This window comes from Streptococcus equinus (genome assembly GCF_900104225.1).
Classification (GTDB): domain Bacteria; phylum Bacillota; class Bacilli; order Lactobacillales; family Streptococcaceae; genus Streptococcus; species Streptococcus equinus_D.
The window spans coordinates 447,793-462,739 of record NZ_FNJK01000002.1; the positions used below are offsets into that span (position 1 = coordinate 447,793).

The window sequence follows — 14,947 nt, forward strand, 5'->3', positions numbered from 1 at the left end:
TACTACCCCTGCGATAGCTGTCTCAGAACAAGGAGCAAAAGCGACGACGTGATGAGTTAACAGCGAACCGCTGGAGATAAAGAAAGCTAGCCAGATTAGGTTAGCTTTTTTAGTTTAAAAATCCTAGTACAAGAGAGCTGATGCATTACCCCTGCAATAGTGGCCTAAGAGCAAGGAGTGAAAACGACGCAGCGATTAGCTAGCCACGAACTGCTGGGAGTTTAAACGATATAACCACTTAGAAAGTCTTCTAGGTGTTTTTTTAGTTGAATTTATCAAGTCAAGTGGTATAATATCAAAGCTTATTAACAGTATTTGTCTGGAATAAAGGAGGTTTGAAATGGAACTTTGGGATGCTTATGATGCGCATTTGAATGTTATCGGTGGTCAAGTTTTGGTTCGTGGGAAAAAGATTCCAAAGGGTGTTTATCATTTGGTGAGTGAAGTTATCGTGAGGCATCAAGATGGGACTTATTTATTAACACAAAGAGATTCAAGAAAAAATCTTGGTGGTATGTGGGAAGCGACTGCTGGTGGTTCAGCTTTGCAAGGCGAAAGTCCTTTAGATTGCGCAAAACGAGAATTACGTGAAGAGACAGGAATCGTGACAGATGATTTTGTTGAAGTAGGTCGCGTGCTGCACCAAAGACATCAAACTTATTATGTCAATTATCTTTGTCATACAGACGTCGATAAGGATAGTATTGTTTTGCAAGAAGGTGAAACATCAGCGTATAAATGGGTGACAGCTGAAGAATTGCGTCAAATGTCTCGAGAAGAACTAGCCACGCAGAGAATACAGAACTTTATCGAAGAATTGAGCTAACCAAATCTGGTTAGCTTTTTCTTTTGTTTTCAATTACCTTTTATCACCAAAAATTAACCTCTTATCCCAAACGCTTGCGAATTAAAAGTAAGTGTGTTTTACTATAATCGAAAGGAGGGAAAGGATTGAAAATCACTATTGATGTAGATGATTCTTTAGAGCAGGATTACATAACCATTCATTGCAAAGAGTTAACTGATGATATATTAGAGCTGCAAAAAAGCTTGCTTAGTAAATCGTCGAGCAGTTTACGTATCTCAGCTTTTCAGGATGATGTTGAACATTTTTTAGAATTAAAAACAATCATTTTTATGGAATCAGATGGTAATTATATTCTTGTTCATACTTCGCAGGACATTTACAAAACCAGGCGAAAATTATATGAATTGGAAGAACTTCTTCCAAGGGATTTTATCAGGGTATCGAAATCAACCATCGTTAATACCGTCAGGATTTCTGGCATAAAGAAAAATATTACTGGTGCTAGTGAGATATCCTTTACCCACTCAACTAAGAGAGCATACGCTTCAAGAAATTACATTAAGGCATTAATTGAAATTATGGATGAAAAGAGGTTAAAACGATGAAAGCTTATCGAAAAAATTCTGTTGTTGTAGGGATTTTATTGATTTTATTTGCAGTGATGTTATTACTTAATAAAATGGGAGTACTGTCTGAATTTCCGTCACTGAAATTTATAATGAAGATTGCTTTGATAGTCATTCTCACCTACTTTATCGTGGAAAGTATTGGTAAGAAGAGTTTTCTTGGGGTAACTATTCCACTTGGTATTATAGCTTGTTTATTTTCTGATTTGCTTGGAATTGCTATGGTATCACCATTTATCATTATTTTGGTTTCTATTTTGATTGGAGTTGGTCTTTCTATGATTTTTGATAATAAACCAAAAGTGAATGTTATTACTAGCCATGATAATAGTGAAGTGAATCATTTCAAGGGTTCAGGTTCAGAAAAATATTCAGAAGTCAATGGGAAGTTTGAAGTAGAAAATGGCTTTGGTGAAAGAACGGCTTATATTTCAGTTAAGGATCTTAAACGTGGGTCAATTGATAATGGCTTTGGGCTTCTCACTGTTTACTTAAATGGTACGACTATCGATCCATCTGGAGCAAAGATTAGCCTTGATAATGGTCTCGGTAAACTTCAAGTTTATATTCCTAAAGAATTTAGAGTATCAGTGAATGTCGATAATGGTCTCGGTACCGTTAATACACATGGTAATGCATCTACGGATGAAAGTTTGCCATTGCTAAAACTAGATATCGATAACGGTCTAGGTGTGACGGATATCTATTTTGAATAGAATTCTGGATTTTAAAAAGAAAAGCTAACCTAATATTGGGCTAGCTTTTTTGATAGTTAATAGAATTCTTTTGAGACAGCTTCTGTAGCTTTGTCAATAAAATTCGAAATCTCTTCTGGACTTTCTATCGTGCCATTGGTTATCCATTTTTTAATAATAGCTATTGTGCCGTAAGCAGTGAAAGTATACCAATTTTCAAATAGTTCTTCGTCAAATGGATGACTACCTTTTTTCCAATCTTTAATGGTATAATCATGACTAATATAGAGAATACGTTCTAACAACTTTTTATCGCCATTTTCTGAAAACAATATTTCACAGATGTTTTGGTTTTTCTTAATATATTTGCAGAGTTCATAAGGTAAGGTTTCTGTGCTTTCAAAATTCATATTTGATTTTACAACTTGTTTGACATCTTCGTAGAGTTCTTCTTCGATAGAAGTGAGAAGGTCAAATTGGTTAGCATAATGTGAGTAAAATGTATTTCGGTTAATGCCTGCTTTTTTACAAATTTCAGTTACTGTAATTTTATTAATAGAACGTTCTTTCATAAGATCTAGCAAACTATCCTTGATAACCATCTTTGTGTATCTGACACGGTGGTCTTCTTTTTTTACTGCCATAAAGCCTCCTTATGATATTTTTTTGAGTTATCGAACAATTATCGATGACATTGTATAGAAATTAACATTCTGTTAATGAACTGCCTGTTGTTTATCGAACACACTGTTAGTATAATATATTGGAACGTTCAAATCAACTATCATTTGGAGGTATATAGATGGGAAATATAACAATAGTTCCTACTTGGCTAATTCAAGATGTTATTGTCTTGGTTATTGCCGCATTAATGGTTTTTTATATTATTGATCATGAGGAGCGACCAAAAGTGGTGCTCATGCAATTTATTTCATTTGTTTTCTTTTATGCTGCGATTTTTGAAAATGTCGCCGTACAAATGGGAATTTGGGGCAAACCTGGCTTTTATGCCTATGGTCACAGTCTTTTGATGATTTTTAATATCCCAATAACTGTTCCAATTATCGAATTTTTAATTGTTTATTCAACCTTACGTTTATTGAAGACGTTAAATATTCCAGTATGGACCAAACCATTTATCACAGGTCTTAGTGCCATGATTTTTGACTTTTCATTAGATCCTGTGGCTGTCAAACAAATTGTTCATACGGCAGAAGGTGTTATTGCTAGATGGAGTTATTATCCTATTCTCGGAGAACCTGTTATTTATGGGGAACCAGTGATGAACTTTACAGGATGGATTTATATTGGCGGCTATTGGGCAGTCTTTATTCTAATCGGAGAATGGTGGCACAAAAAGAGCGGGTACAATGAGAAGGTTGGATATGCTTATCCGGTTATCGCATCATTGCTTTCATTAATCTGCCTAGTATCGCCTATATCAAATTTCTTCAACTACATGGGACCATTTTTTGATAGAACATCAAACATGCAGTGGGTAATGTTGATTGCTTTAACATTAATTTCAGTGGCAGTCTTAGTATTAGCTCTTGTTAAATACTGGAATGGTAAGGTAAATTATTCTTGGAATGCTAAGAAAGATTTTCCAATCATGTTTACTTTCGTAGGCTTTCCACTTGTTAATACGATTTTCTGTATTATCGGTGGATACACAGAAGTTCTATGGCTGGTTGTGCTAGCAGAAATCTTGCTATTCTTGGCATGGTTTGTGGTTTCTAAATTGGGTAAGAAAAGCAATCTAGCATTTGTTAGATAAAGTTTTAAATCACTTGGAGATGTTATCTCTGAGTGATTTTTATCTTTTTGTGAAAACTGAGCAAATATACTTGACAATATATACAGGTGCCTGTATAATTTATTTTTGTAAAGGTACCTGTATAAAAAAGAGGTGGGATTCGCGTGAATGATGTATATACTGATATCTATGAAAAATTTTCAACTTTGCAATGGCTGATGAAGCGTCATCGGATACTTAGCCAGTCTCAATTTGGTCAATTTGCTGATACAAGTCGAGGTCAGGGGAGAATTTTGGCGATGCTGAAAATCCAACCTGAAATAGCTACTAAGGAATTGGCTTATTTGCTAGGAATTCGTCAGCAATCCTTGAATGAATCCTTAAAAAAGATGGAAAAAAGTGGCTATGTCTACCGTAAACAATCTGAAAAGGATCGAAGGGTTATGATTGTTCATTTAACAGAAAAAGGGGAAAAAGTTGAACTTCCTAAAAATGATTATCATGAAGTTTTGGATTGTTTAGGTCCAGAAGAGTTAGAACAACTTTCAGAGTTTTTAAGTCGCATCATTGAAGCTTTTCAATCACAAAATCCTAGTCATCTAGATGATAAAAAGATTGAAGAACGGATGAATATGGCGAGAGAACGTATGGGAGATGAGCAATTTGAACGCTTGTTGGCGATGCGTGAAAGAGGGTTAGGACACAGTAAACTGTTTGATAGCATTCCTGGTCCGGAACGTTTTTCGAAGGATTATGATGGTCCCGTACCTGATAGAAGCAAATTTGATTTTTTCGATAGTTAAATTTAATAAAAAGGCACTATAGCAATATAGCGATAAGACCTATGGCGTTTATTGGCTCCATAGGTCTTTATTTTTGAATCGGAGGAAATATAATGACGCAAAAAACGGAAAACTACTGGTTATTTAACGCACCAGTATCAAAAGCAATATGGCACATGGCAATTCCAATGATGTTGGGTATGTCAGTGAATATGATTTACAATATTACGGATACTTTCTTCATCGGTAAATTGAACGATTCATCTGCTTTGGCAGCAATGACTTTGCTTTTACCTTTTATGACCATATTAATGGCGATTGGTAATCTATTTGGAACTGGCGGAAGTACTTTATTTTCAAGACTTCTTGGTGAAAACAACACAGATAAGACAAGACAATCGTCGGCAACAACATTTTGGATGGCTGTCATTTTTGGATTACTCGCTACCATTATTTCAGTTAGTTTTAGTGGAACGATTGCTCATTTAATAGGCGCAGATCACAACACTTTTGCCTACGTTAAACAGTATATTTTATTTTACGGATTAGGTTCACCTTTTGTTATTGCTAATTTTACTTTAGAACAATTAATACGTGGCGAAGGTGAATCGGTACAATCAATGATTGGGATGGTAATTAGTGTTGTTCTAAATATTGTTCTTGATCCTATTTTTATGTTTAGTTTCAAATTAAGCATTGGCGGTGCAGCTTTAGCGACTGTAATTGGAAATATGGCAGCTGTTATTTACTATGTTATTTGTATTAAACGTGCGGGAAATCAAATTACGCTGTCACCAAAATATTTTACAATAGAGTCAACGATGTTAAAACAAATCTTTTCTGTTGGCTTTTCAGCCATGCTTTTGGATGTGTTACTCATCATTTCAAGTTTAATGTTTAATTATTATGCGGTGAAATATGGTGATTACGTTCTAGCAGGATTTGGGATTTCTCAGAAATTAGTACAGATTGTTGATTTAGTAGGTATGGGATTGTACATGGGAGTCATTCCTTTGATTGCAGTGGCTCATGGAGCTAAGGACGACATCAGAAAAAATGAAATCATCAAGAAAACAGCTATTTATCTAGGTGTACTCATTACTGGTTTAGTTTTTATCATGTTACTTTTTAAAGCAAATATCATAACGATTTTTTCACACAATCCTCAAGTCATCCAAATTGGGAAATATATTTTGAAGGTTCAATTGATCTCGTCCTTCTTTGCTGGTGGAGCAGGACTTTTAACTGGGATTTTTCAAGCTGAAGGAAAAGGTAGACCTGCTGTAATTATGTCGCTAATGCGAGGGATTATTGTGATTCCAGCTCTTATGATTGGAGATCGATTCTTTAAAGTTGATGGTGTTGTCTTTTCATTGTTAGTCGCAGAAGCTGTAGCTTGTCTGACTGGTTTAGTTTTTTACATTCAAAATTTGAAAAAATAGCTGACTTATAATAGTTTTAAAAGCTAATCTTTAATGGATTAGCTTTTTTCTATTGAAATGCATTTTCAGGTAACGTATAATAAAAATGTTTTGAAAATTTAATGAAAATAGTTGTGGTAGTGACACTTAGAATCAGGAGATAATGATGACTCAAAAGTTACCAAGAGTGAAAGTGCTTATTTTAACCTTGTTAATGGCTTTTATGGAGCTCTCAGCCTTACCAGCAGCTTTTTTAGGTCAAGTAACTTTCAAAGATATTAAACCAATGTATTTTACATTGATGTTAAATTTTGTTCTAGCCTTGCTTATTTGCTGGTTGTGCCAAAAATTTTGGATTAAATCGTTGAAGTTTGGTTTACAAAAATCAGGTCTTTTTTCAGGTTTACAAAGTTTTGGCTTACCAGCTGTGATTGCGACGATAGCTGTAGCAATTACTTTTTGCATTGGCTTAGCACCATTTGATAATCAACCGTCCTTTTGGCGTGTTTTAGTTGAAGGAATTATTTATTATATTGGTGTGGCTGTTGTAGAAGAAGTGTATTTGAGAGGATTGCTGCAAAATCTTTTAGAAGATTGTTTTGAAAATAGTCAGAATGCGGTCTTGTATGCTATTTTGATAACTTCTTTCCTATTTGGTTTTGGTCATGTCTTTGGGGCACTTGGACAACCACTTGGAACAGTTATTTGTAAAACTGTCTGGGCAATGGCTCTTGGTGTTTATCTTGGTAGTGTCTATGTTAAGACGCGTAACCTTTGGGTACCAATCGTCTTGCACTTTGTTATCGATCTTTGTGGTATTCCTTTTTGTTTTTCAACAAGTAATCAGTATCCACAAATTGCCTTGATAACGTCGCTTGTTGCCTATGTTTTGTTAGGCGTTTATGGCTTATTGCTCTTGAAAAATAAAGATTAAAAAGTTAGGGAAAGAAGTGAATGGCGAATGTATATCCATGAATTTGGTAATCCTGAACATCCTAAGGTAATCCTCTTAGCACCGATGATGATATCTGGTGAGAATTTGTATCAGTTGATGAAACCTTATTTGAAAGGTGATTATTGCATTATCGCACCTGACCAAGGTGGTCATGGTAAAGCGGGACAGTATTTGAGTGCCGATGATGAATATCAACACCTGAAATCTTATTTGGAAGAAAAAGAGTATTTTGATATTAAACTGGTTTATGGTGCCTCACTTGGTGTAGCTATTGGATGGCGATTGTTTAATGACCAATGCTTCACAATTGAGCACGCTTGGTTTGATGGAGTTGCTTTGAAGAAAAATGCTTGGTTGTTGGAAAATGTCACGCGCCTTCTTTTCAGACAAAAGAAAAGAGCACTAAAAAAATCGGGTGCAGCTGCGTCACAATCGCTTATTAAAATGTATGGCGAGGATTTGGCTGAGTTGATGACGAAAAATTTTGATAGAATTACCAACCAGGAAATCGATGCTATTTGCCACGCTTGTTGCCATTATGATTTACATCTGTTAACAGCAGAACAACAAAGCAAACTTCATTTAGAATATGGCGAGAAAGATTTCGATCTCGGCGTTTCTAAAAAAGCTTTTAAAAAATATCTTCCAGAAGTTGATGTGATTATCCGAAAGGGCTACCCACATTGTGGTTATTTTGCTGGTAATACGGCAGCTTATGTGACAGAATTAGAAGCATTTATAAAATAAAAAAATCTTTTACTCAATTTGGGTAAAAGATTTTTAAATATGATATGATTACTATAATTAATAATCACGATGAAGAGAATTATGAAAAAAGAAAATATGAAATTAAATAGAGTATGGCTATCATTTTTGATATATTTGCTGTTTTTTTGGCTAGGTAGTCTAATACTTAATCAAAAACAGCTTGTTTGGCTTCTTTTAGAGTTTTATGTTCTTGTGATTGATAGCTTTATTCTTTGGAAATACTATCGTTACTTGCAGCCTAAGCACTTGATTATTTCTGGCGGGCTTTGTGGCTTGTATACTTTGTCAGAACTGATTCATCTAACACCTTTGTCGATTTTTAATATCATACTTGTCTTTTTATCAGCTTGTGCTGTGATGGGTGTTTTTGCTCAAAAAACAAAGGGAGCCTTGAAATGGTTTAAGGGAAATTCTGGCCAAAGTGTAGCAACAAGTATTGGTATTGGCATATTTGTTGGACTCGTTTGGGGTGCTATTAATTGTTTGTTGATGTTAGGAAGTAATCCCCTTCAGCTATCCAGTGTTTTTAAAGCCTTTTTGCTTTCCTTGAGTCCTTCTATTATTGAAGAAATTGCATATCGGACTGTTTTTTATGCTTTTTGTTTATCCATGGTATCTGGTCAAAAGTTGCAGTCGAAAGGACAAGAATTGACAGCTTATGTTATGATGACTATTCCGCATATTTTACCCCATACAGTGGAGTGTTTTAAAAATGGCTTTTTATCTGGTCTGCTTGAATGGCTGATATCGGTTGTTTTATATCTTCTCATTTTTGGTCTAGTTTTTGCCTTTCTGCAGAGAAAACGAGATATTGCATCAGCCATGGTTGCACATGGTACAATTGACTTTATGCGCTTTTGTTTATTTGGATTGCCTATTTGAGTTGAATGAGGTGAGATAAATGAGTAAAAAACTTTTTATTCAGGCTATTAGCAAATTTTTATTAGGATTTTTGCTTGTCGCTATGCTTTTATTTCTTTCAGCGGGGAGTTTACGTTTTTGGAATGCTTGGCTGTTGTTAGCCATTCTCTATATCCCAATGTTTGTCGCAGGGCTAGTCATGATGGTTCTTAATCCAAGCTTGCTTCAAAAGCGGTTAGATGCTAAAGAAAGTGAAAAAGAGCAGCAGTCAGTTATAAAATGGAGTGCGCTCATGTTTCTGTTGGCTTTTTTGTTAGCAGGTTTTAGTTTTCGCTTTAATTGGATGCGGTTATCCCCTAGTGTTAGTTACTATGCATCAGTCGTTTTTCTTCTAGCCTATGGCTTATATGCTGAGGTTTTGCGTGAAAATACTTACCTAGCTCGGACGATTGGGGTTCAAGAAGGGCAGAAGGTGGTTGATACTGGCTTATACGGTATTATTCGTCACCCTATGTATGCGGCTACTTTATTGTTATTTTTATCTATGGGACTTGTCTTAGGGTCTCTTTTGTCATTTATAATCTTGCTTTTTTACATTCCCCTCATTGTCAAGCGTATTCGAAATGAAGAAGTTGTACTTGAAAAGTATTTAAAAGGCTATCAGGACTATCAAGAAAAAGTTCGTTATCGTTTGATTCCGTTTATTTGGTAAAGTCATTTCATTTTTTGAAATGACTTTTTTATTTATTGACTACCTTTTCACTAAAAATAATTTCAATTATCAAAGTAATGCTTTGCAATGATGCAAAAATCGAATGACAATTGTAACTTTTCTGAAATTTTCTTGAAAATATTCAAAAACATCTTTTCACAAACTTAAAAATGGAGTAATATAGTTTATGGTCTATTTTTTATGGAAAGGGATTCAATATGGAAAACAATTTGGGAAAATGCTTTAAGCTTTTGAGGGAGTCAAAAGGCTTATCGCAAAAGGAAATAGCTGGGGACGTTATTTCCATTGCGCAGTTATCACGTTTTGAACGTGGTGTTAGTAATATTAACGCTGATACACTTTATCACTGTTTAGAGAATATGAATGTCTCTATCGCTGAATTTCAGTGTGTTTGCCGTAATTATTTGCAAAATCAAACACTTCTTTTTCAAGATGAGGTGGCTAAGGCTTTTATCGAAAAAAATACACTAACCCTAAAGCATTATTTGGTCAAATGTCACCAACTTGAAATTTCAGCTCCACAACAAAAGTTTTATAAACTCAATACAATCGTAGTTAAAGCCGTTTTATATCAGTGCGATAAAAAAGAGAAAGTGCCTAAAAAAGATGTTCAATTCTTGGTTGATTATCTTTTTTCAGTTGAGGAGTGGGGACGCTATGAACTCTGGTTATTTACCTATAGTGCTTCTTTGATGACAAGTGATTTGGTTGAAACATTTGCTTGTGAAATGATTAATCGAACTCAGTTTTATCAAGAAATTCCTGAGAATCGTCGCTTGGTCAATCAAATGTTGTTTAACGTGATTAATATCTGCATTGAAAGAAGTCGCTTTTCATTAGCTTTCAAATTGCTGAATTACGCTGATAATTTGAAAAAAGATGAAACAGATTTGTTCATTCGTAATGCGGTCAAATATTGTCGCGGGTATTATCTGTTTAAAACAGGAAATCTATCTGGCTTGCAGACGATGGAAAAATGCGCAGAAATCATGATATTTCTGGAATGTCATAGTATTGCACAGCAAATGTTGGATAGAATTTCAGAATTGAAAGCCGAAACATCACATATGCAAAAAGAATTAACCCATCTGTAATTTTGAGTAAACTATTCGTGTAGTCTTTTTATGGAATTTATTTAGGAGGATTTATGGAAAAAAAGATTCGCTATAAGCTACACAAAGTTAAAAAACAATGGGTAACCATTGCTGTTGCAAGTTTCGTATTAGTTGGAGCAGTTGCAGGAGCTGCTACTACAACACATACTGTTTCTGCCGATGAAACAAATGCTGTTGCAGTTACAAGAGGCAGTGATACGCCAGCAACTAGTACAAGTAGTAGTCAGACAGAAACTTCTGCCACAACTACAGAAGCACAAGAAACAACTACAGAAGCTTCATCAACAGAAGAAACAGTAGTTGCTGATGATGCACAAAAAACAACAGATGCTACATCTGAAAAAGCTGATGACAAGACTACAGAAAGCACAGCTACAGAAGCATCTGAAGACACAAAAGCATCAACAGAAGAAACTACAGAACCTTCAGAAGCTACTTCAACAGAAGCAAGTGAATCTTCTGAAACTAACCCATCAGATGATTCACACAAAGCTACTGACGAAGAAGTGCGTGATGACAAAACAAACAAAGCAGCAGAAGCAACAGACGCTGAAAAAGCAGCTGTTGACCAATTGAGCTTGGACAACATCAAAAAAATTGATGGTAAATACTACTATGTTCAAGAAGATGGTACAGTTAAGAAAAACTTTGCAATCACTGTAAATGGTCAATTGCTTTACTTTGATGCTGAAACAGGTGCTTTGTCATCTACATCAACATACTCATTCACAGAAGGTTTGACAAATCTTGTCGATAACTTCTCAAAAAATAACGAAGCTTACGATTCAACAGAAAAAAGCTTTGAATTGGTTGATGGTTATTTAACAGCTAATTCTTGGTATCGTCCTACTAAAGTTTTGGAAAATGGTGAAAACTGGGTAGATTCAACAGAAGAAACATTCCGTCCATTGGTAATGGCATGGTGGCCTGATGTTGATACACAAGTTAACTACCTTAACCATATGTCTGAATACTTTGGTTTGGATAAAAAATATTCTGCTGAAGATGGTCAAGCTAGCTTGAACGTAGCTGCAGAAGCTATTCAAATTAAAATTGAACAAGAAATCACACGTCGTGGTAACGCTGAATGGTTGCGTGAAATCATTGCTTCATTTGTTTCAACACAAGATAAATGGAACATGAACTCAGAAGATCGTGACACTGACCACTTGCAAGGTGGTGCCCTTCTTTACGTTAACAGTGACTTAACTGAATGGGCTAATTCAGACTACCGTCTTCTTAACCGCGCACCTACTTATCAAAATGGTCAAACAAATTACCACAAAGCTGACCGTACAGGTGGTTATGACTTCTTGCTTGCAAACGACGTTGATAACTCAAACCCAGTCGTTCAAGCTGAACAATTGAACCAACTTTACTACCTTATGAACTGGGGTAAAGTCGTCTTTGGTGATGCTGACGCTAACTTTGATGGTGTTCGTGTCGATGCCGTAGATAATGTCGATGCTGACCTTCTACAACTTTACACTGACTTGTTCGAAGCAGCTTACGGTGTTAACAAAACAGAAGCACAAGCACTTGCTCACATTTCTATCCTTGAAGCTTGGAGCTTTAACGACCCTGATTACAACCACGATACAAATGGTGCAGCACTTGCTATCGATAACGGTCTTCGTATGGCCTTCCTTGATGCTTTGACTCGTCCAGAAGGTAGCCGTACTAGCCTAGAATCATTGATTCACAATGATCTTGGTATGACTGACCGTACAGCTGATAGCGCTTATGGTGATACAATGCCATCATATGCCTTTGTTCGTGCACACGATAGTGAAGTACAAGGTATTATCGCATCAATCATCGCTGGTAAAATCAATCCTAAAACAGATGGTTTCACATTCACACTTGATGAATTGAAACAAGCATTCGAAATTTATAACGCTGATATGAACAGTGTTCATAAACAATACACTCACTTCAATATTCCAGCAGCATACGCTTTGCTTTTGACAAATATGGAATCTGTTCCACGTGTTTACTATGGTGACTTGTTCACTGATAATGGTCAATACATGGCAGTTAAATCTCCATACTATGATCAAATCACAGCTCTTCTTAAATCACGTATTAAATACGCAGCTGGTGGTCAAGCAATGAACGTTCAATACCCTGATGGCGCTGATGGTGGTATCTTAACATCAGTTCGTTTTGGTAAAGGTATCATGACAGCTGATCAAAAAGCAACTGACGAATCTGTTCCAACTTCAGGTATTGTTACAATCATTTCTAACAATCCAAACCTTAAATTGAATAGCTCTGATAAAATTGCTGTCCAAGTTGGTATTGCCCACGCAGGTCAATACTACCGTCCATTGCTTTCACCAACTGAAAATGGATTGCAAGCTTACCTTAACGATTCTGATACTGATATCACTAAATTGGTTGACGAAAACGGATTTATCTACTTCACAGGTGATGAAATCAAAGGCTTCCAAACAGTTGATATGAACGGTTTCCTTACTGTTTGGGTACCAGTTGGTGCATCTGCAGACCAAGATATCCGTGTGAAAGCAAGCACAGAAGCTAAAGAAGAAGGCAAATTAACTTACGAAACTTCAGCAGCTCTTGATTCACAAGTTATCTTTGAAGGATTCTCAAACTTCCAAGACTTTGTTCAAGACCCTTCACAATACACTAACAAAGTGATTGCTGAAAATGCTGATTTGTTCGAATCATGGGGTATCACATCATTTGAATTGGCACCACAATACGTGTCATCTACTGATGGTACATTCCTTGACTCAATCATCCAAAATGGTTATGCCTTTAGCGACCGTTACGACTTGGCAATGAGCAAAAACAATAAATACGGTTCAGCAGAAGACCTAAGAAATGCCATTAAAGCACTTCACTCTAAAGGTATTCAAGTCATCGCTGACTGGGTTCCAGACCAAATTTACGCTCTTCCAGGTGAAGAAATCGTAACAGCAACACGTGTTAACGACTACGGTGAAGAACGCGAAGGTGCTCAAATTAAGAACAAACCTTATGCCGCAAACACTAAAAGTAGTGGTAAAGACTATCAAGCACAATACGGTGGTGAATTCTTAGAATACCTTCAAGAAAAATACCCATCAATCTTTGAACGTGTTATGGTCTCTAACGGTAAGAAAATTGATCCATCAACTAAGATTAAAGTTTGGAAAGCTGAATACTTCAACGGAACAAACATTCTTGGTAAAGGTTCTGATTACGTTCTTAACGATCAAGCAACAGGTACATACTTCACTGTTAACGAAAACGGCGCATTCCTTCCAAAACAAATGACATCAGATTCAGCTCAAACTGGTTTCTACTATGATGGTAAAGGTATGACTTACTACTCAACAAGTGGTTACCAAGCTAAATCTTCATTCGTTCTTTACAACGGAAACCATTACTACTTTGACGAAGATGGCCACATGGTAACTGGTATGCGTGAAATCGACGGTCAAACTTATTACTTCTTGCCAAATGGTATTGAAATTCGTGACGCTATCTACGAAGATGCAGAAGGAAACCAATACTACTTCGGTAAAACAGGTAGCCGTTATGAAGGTGGTCATTACTATGCCTTCAACACAACTGAAACAGTTGATGGTGTTGCCAAAACTGTAACTAACTGGCGCTACTTCGGTAAAGATGGTATCATGGCGCGTGGTCTTGTTAAAATTGGTGAAGATTACCAATACTACGATGAAAATGGTAACCAAGTTAAAGGTCAACTTGTTAAAGACAAAGATGGTAATACACGTTACTTCAAAGGTGACTCAGGTGCAATGGTTGCTTCTGAATTCGCTCTTATCAACGGTGGATGGTATTACTTCGATGAAAATGGTGTAGCTGTTAAAGGTGCTCAAACTATTAACGGTCAACAATTGTACTTCGATGAAAATGGTGTTCAAGCCAAAGGTATCTTTGTCACAAACGAAGATGGTACACGTAGTTACTACGATGCCAAATCTGGTGAAAAATTTGTTGGTGACTTCTTCACAACAGGTGATAACCACTGGTACTATGCTGATGAAAATGGTAACTTGGCAACAGGTTCACAAGTTATCCGTGGCCAAAAACTTTACTTTGCTGAAGATGGTCTTCAAGCTAAAGGTATCTTTGTGACAGACGCTGAAGGAAATCGCCACTTTTACGATCCAGATTCAGGTGACCTTGCCACAAATAAATTTATCGGTGACGGTGACAACTGGTATTACTTTGACGAAAATGGTCAAGTGGTAACTGGTGACCAAGAAATCGATGGTCAAGAATTGCATTTCGATGAAAATGGTGTTCAAACTAAAGGTGGCTTCGCAACAGACGCTGAAGGTAACAAACACTATTACGATGCAAAAACAGGTGACTTGGAAGATGTAGATGTTGCTCTTGTAGAAGCATAAGCACTCATCGATAAGTGTTAGTATTTAAATACTAAT

At 36.1% G+C, this 14,947-nt stretch carries 13 protein-coding genes; 12 read left to right on the forward strand and 1 reads right to left on the reverse strand.

Annotated features, from left to right (window positions below; genetic code table 11):
* Nucleotides 1-340: 340 nt before the first annotated feature.
* The 3 genes from BLP98_RS04980 to BLP98_RS04990 all read left to right on the forward strand — a co-directional run bounded on the left by BLP98_RS04980 (nucleotide 341) and on the right by BLP98_RS04990 (nucleotide 2,150).
* On the forward strand, nucleotides 341-826 hold the full coding sequence (locus BLP98_RS04980; protein ID WP_074482189.1) for an NUDIX hydrolase: 486 nt from the start codon (nucleotides 341-343) through the stop codon (nucleotides 824-826).
* Between the two features lie 125 nt (nucleotides 827-951).
* Nucleotides 952-1,413, forward strand: coding sequence for a LytTR family DNA-binding domain-containing protein (locus tag BLP98_RS04985; protein WP_074482190.1), 462 nt, complete (start codon nucleotides 952-954; stop codon nucleotides 1,411-1,413).
* Nucleotides 1,410-2,150 carry a LiaF transmembrane domain-containing protein gene (locus BLP98_RS04990; RefSeq protein ID WP_074482191.1) on the forward strand — a complete coding sequence of 247 codons (741 nt, stop codon included), beginning with the start codon at nucleotides 1,410-1,412 and terminating at the stop codon, nucleotides 2,148-2,150. The genes BLP98_RS04985 and BLP98_RS04990 overlap by 4 nt, the downstream gene beginning before the upstream one ends.
* Before the next feature lie 56 nt (nucleotides 2,151-2,206).
* Here BLP98_RS04990 and BLP98_RS04995 read toward each other — a convergent pair whose 3' ends face one another.
* Complete coding sequence (locus tag BLP98_RS04995) at nucleotides 2,207-2,773, reverse strand: TetR/AcrR family transcriptional regulator (RefSeq protein WP_200794004.1); 567 nt, start codon at nucleotides 2,771-2,773, stop codon at nucleotides 2,207-2,209.
* 158 nt (nucleotides 2,774-2,931) lie between these two features.
* On the opposite strand from BLP98_RS04995, the gene BLP98_RS05000 reads away from it, so the two are divergent.
* The 9 genes from BLP98_RS05000 to BLP98_RS05040 all read left to right on the forward strand — a co-directional run bounded on the left by BLP98_RS05000 (nucleotide 2,932) and on the right by BLP98_RS05040 (nucleotide 14,911).
* Nucleotides 2,932-3,906 (forward strand): carotenoid biosynthesis protein, encoded by a 975-nt coding sequence (locus tag BLP98_RS05000; protein ID WP_074482192.1) that lies wholly within the window; start codon nucleotides 2,932-2,934, stop codon nucleotides 3,904-3,906.
* A gap of 143 nt (nucleotides 3,907-4,049) precedes the next feature.
* A complete protein-coding gene (locus tag BLP98_RS05005) occupies nucleotides 4,050-4,688 on the forward strand; it encodes a MarR family winged helix-turn-helix transcriptional regulator (RefSeq protein WP_074482193.1) in 639 nt (212 codons plus the stop codon).
* A gap of 92 nt (nucleotides 4,689-4,780) precedes the next feature.
* Nucleotides 4,781-6,109, forward strand: a complete 1,329-nt coding sequence (locus BLP98_RS05010; protein WP_074482194.1) for an MATE family efflux transporter — start codon at nucleotides 4,781-4,783, stop codon at nucleotides 6,107-6,109.
* 145 nt (nucleotides 6,110-6,254) lie between these two features.
* Nucleotides 6,255-7,022: a CPBP family intramembrane glutamic endopeptidase gene (locus BLP98_RS05015; RefSeq protein WP_074482195.1), complete on the forward strand. Its 768-nt coding sequence runs from the start codon at nucleotides 6,255-6,257 to the stop codon at nucleotides 7,020-7,022.
* Nucleotides 7,023-7,049: 27 nt separating this feature from the next.
* On the forward strand, nucleotides 7,050-7,790 hold the full coding sequence (locus BLP98_RS09555; protein WP_234792793.1) for an alpha/beta fold hydrolase: 741 nt from the start codon (nucleotides 7,050-7,052) through the stop codon (nucleotides 7,788-7,790).
* A gap of 81 nt (nucleotides 7,791-7,871) precedes the next feature.
* The gene (locus BLP98_RS05025; RefSeq protein ID WP_074482196.1) at nucleotides 7,872-8,693 is read left to right on the forward strand and encodes a CPBP family glutamic-type intramembrane protease; all 822 of its coding nucleotides are present in this window, start codon (nucleotides 7,872-7,874) and stop codon (nucleotides 8,691-8,693) included.
* 19 nt (nucleotides 8,694-8,712) lie between these two features.
* Nucleotides 8,713-9,384, forward strand: a complete 672-nt coding sequence (locus BLP98_RS05030) for a methyltransferase family protein (RefSeq protein ID WP_074482197.1) — start codon at nucleotides 8,713-8,715, stop codon at nucleotides 9,382-9,384.
* A gap of 218 nt (nucleotides 9,385-9,602) precedes the next feature.
* Nucleotides 9,603-10,499, forward strand: coding sequence for a helix-turn-helix domain-containing protein (locus BLP98_RS05035; RefSeq protein ID WP_074482198.1), 897 nt, complete (start codon nucleotides 9,603-9,605; stop codon nucleotides 10,497-10,499).
* 53 nt (nucleotides 10,500-10,552) lie between these two features.
* Complete coding sequence (locus BLP98_RS05040; protein ID WP_074482199.1) at nucleotides 10,553-14,911, forward strand: glycoside hydrolase family 70 protein; 4,359 nt, start codon at nucleotides 10,553-10,555, stop codon at nucleotides 14,909-14,911.
* Nucleotides 14,912-14,947 lie beyond the last annotated feature (36 nt).

Coding starts and splice junctions, on each gene's coding strand:
- BLP98_RS05030 (WP_074482197.1), top strand. CDS start 8,713: ATGAGTAAAAAACTTTTTATTCAGGCTATTAGCAAATTTTTATTAGGA.
- BLP98_RS04995 (WP_200794004.1), bottom strand. CDS start 2,773: ATGGCAGTAAAAAAAGAAGACCACCGTGTCAGATACACAAAGATGGTT.
- BLP98_RS09555 (WP_234792793.1), top strand. CDS start 7,050: ATGTATATCCATGAATTTGGTAATCCTGAACATCCTAAGGTAATCCTC.
- BLP98_RS05015 (WP_074482195.1), top strand. CDS start 6,255: ATGACTCAAAAGTTACCAAGAGTGAAAGTGCTTATTTTAACCTTGTTA.
- BLP98_RS04980 (WP_074482189.1), top strand. CDS start 341: ATGGAACTTTGGGATGCTTATGATGCGCATTTGAATGTTATCGGTGGT.
- BLP98_RS04990 (WP_074482191.1), top strand. CDS start 1,410: ATGAAAGCTTATCGAAAAAATTCTGTTGTTGTAGGGATTTTATTGATT.
- BLP98_RS05025 (WP_074482196.1), top strand. CDS start 7,872: ATGAAAAAAGAAAATATGAAATTAAATAGAGTATGGCTATCATTTTTG.
- BLP98_RS05035 (WP_074482198.1), top strand. CDS start 9,603: ATGGAAAACAATTTGGGAAAATGCTTTAAGCTTTTGAGGGAGTCAAAA.
- BLP98_RS05010 (WP_074482194.1), top strand. CDS start 4,781: ATGACGCAAAAAACGGAAAACTACTGGTTATTTAACGCACCAGTATCA.
- BLP98_RS05040 (WP_074482199.1), top strand. CDS start 10,553: ATGGAAAAAAAGATTCGCTATAAGCTACACAAAGTTAAAAAACAATGG.
- BLP98_RS05000 (WP_074482192.1), top strand. CDS start 2,932: ATGGGAAATATAACAATAGTTCCTACTTGGCTAATTCAAGATGTTATT.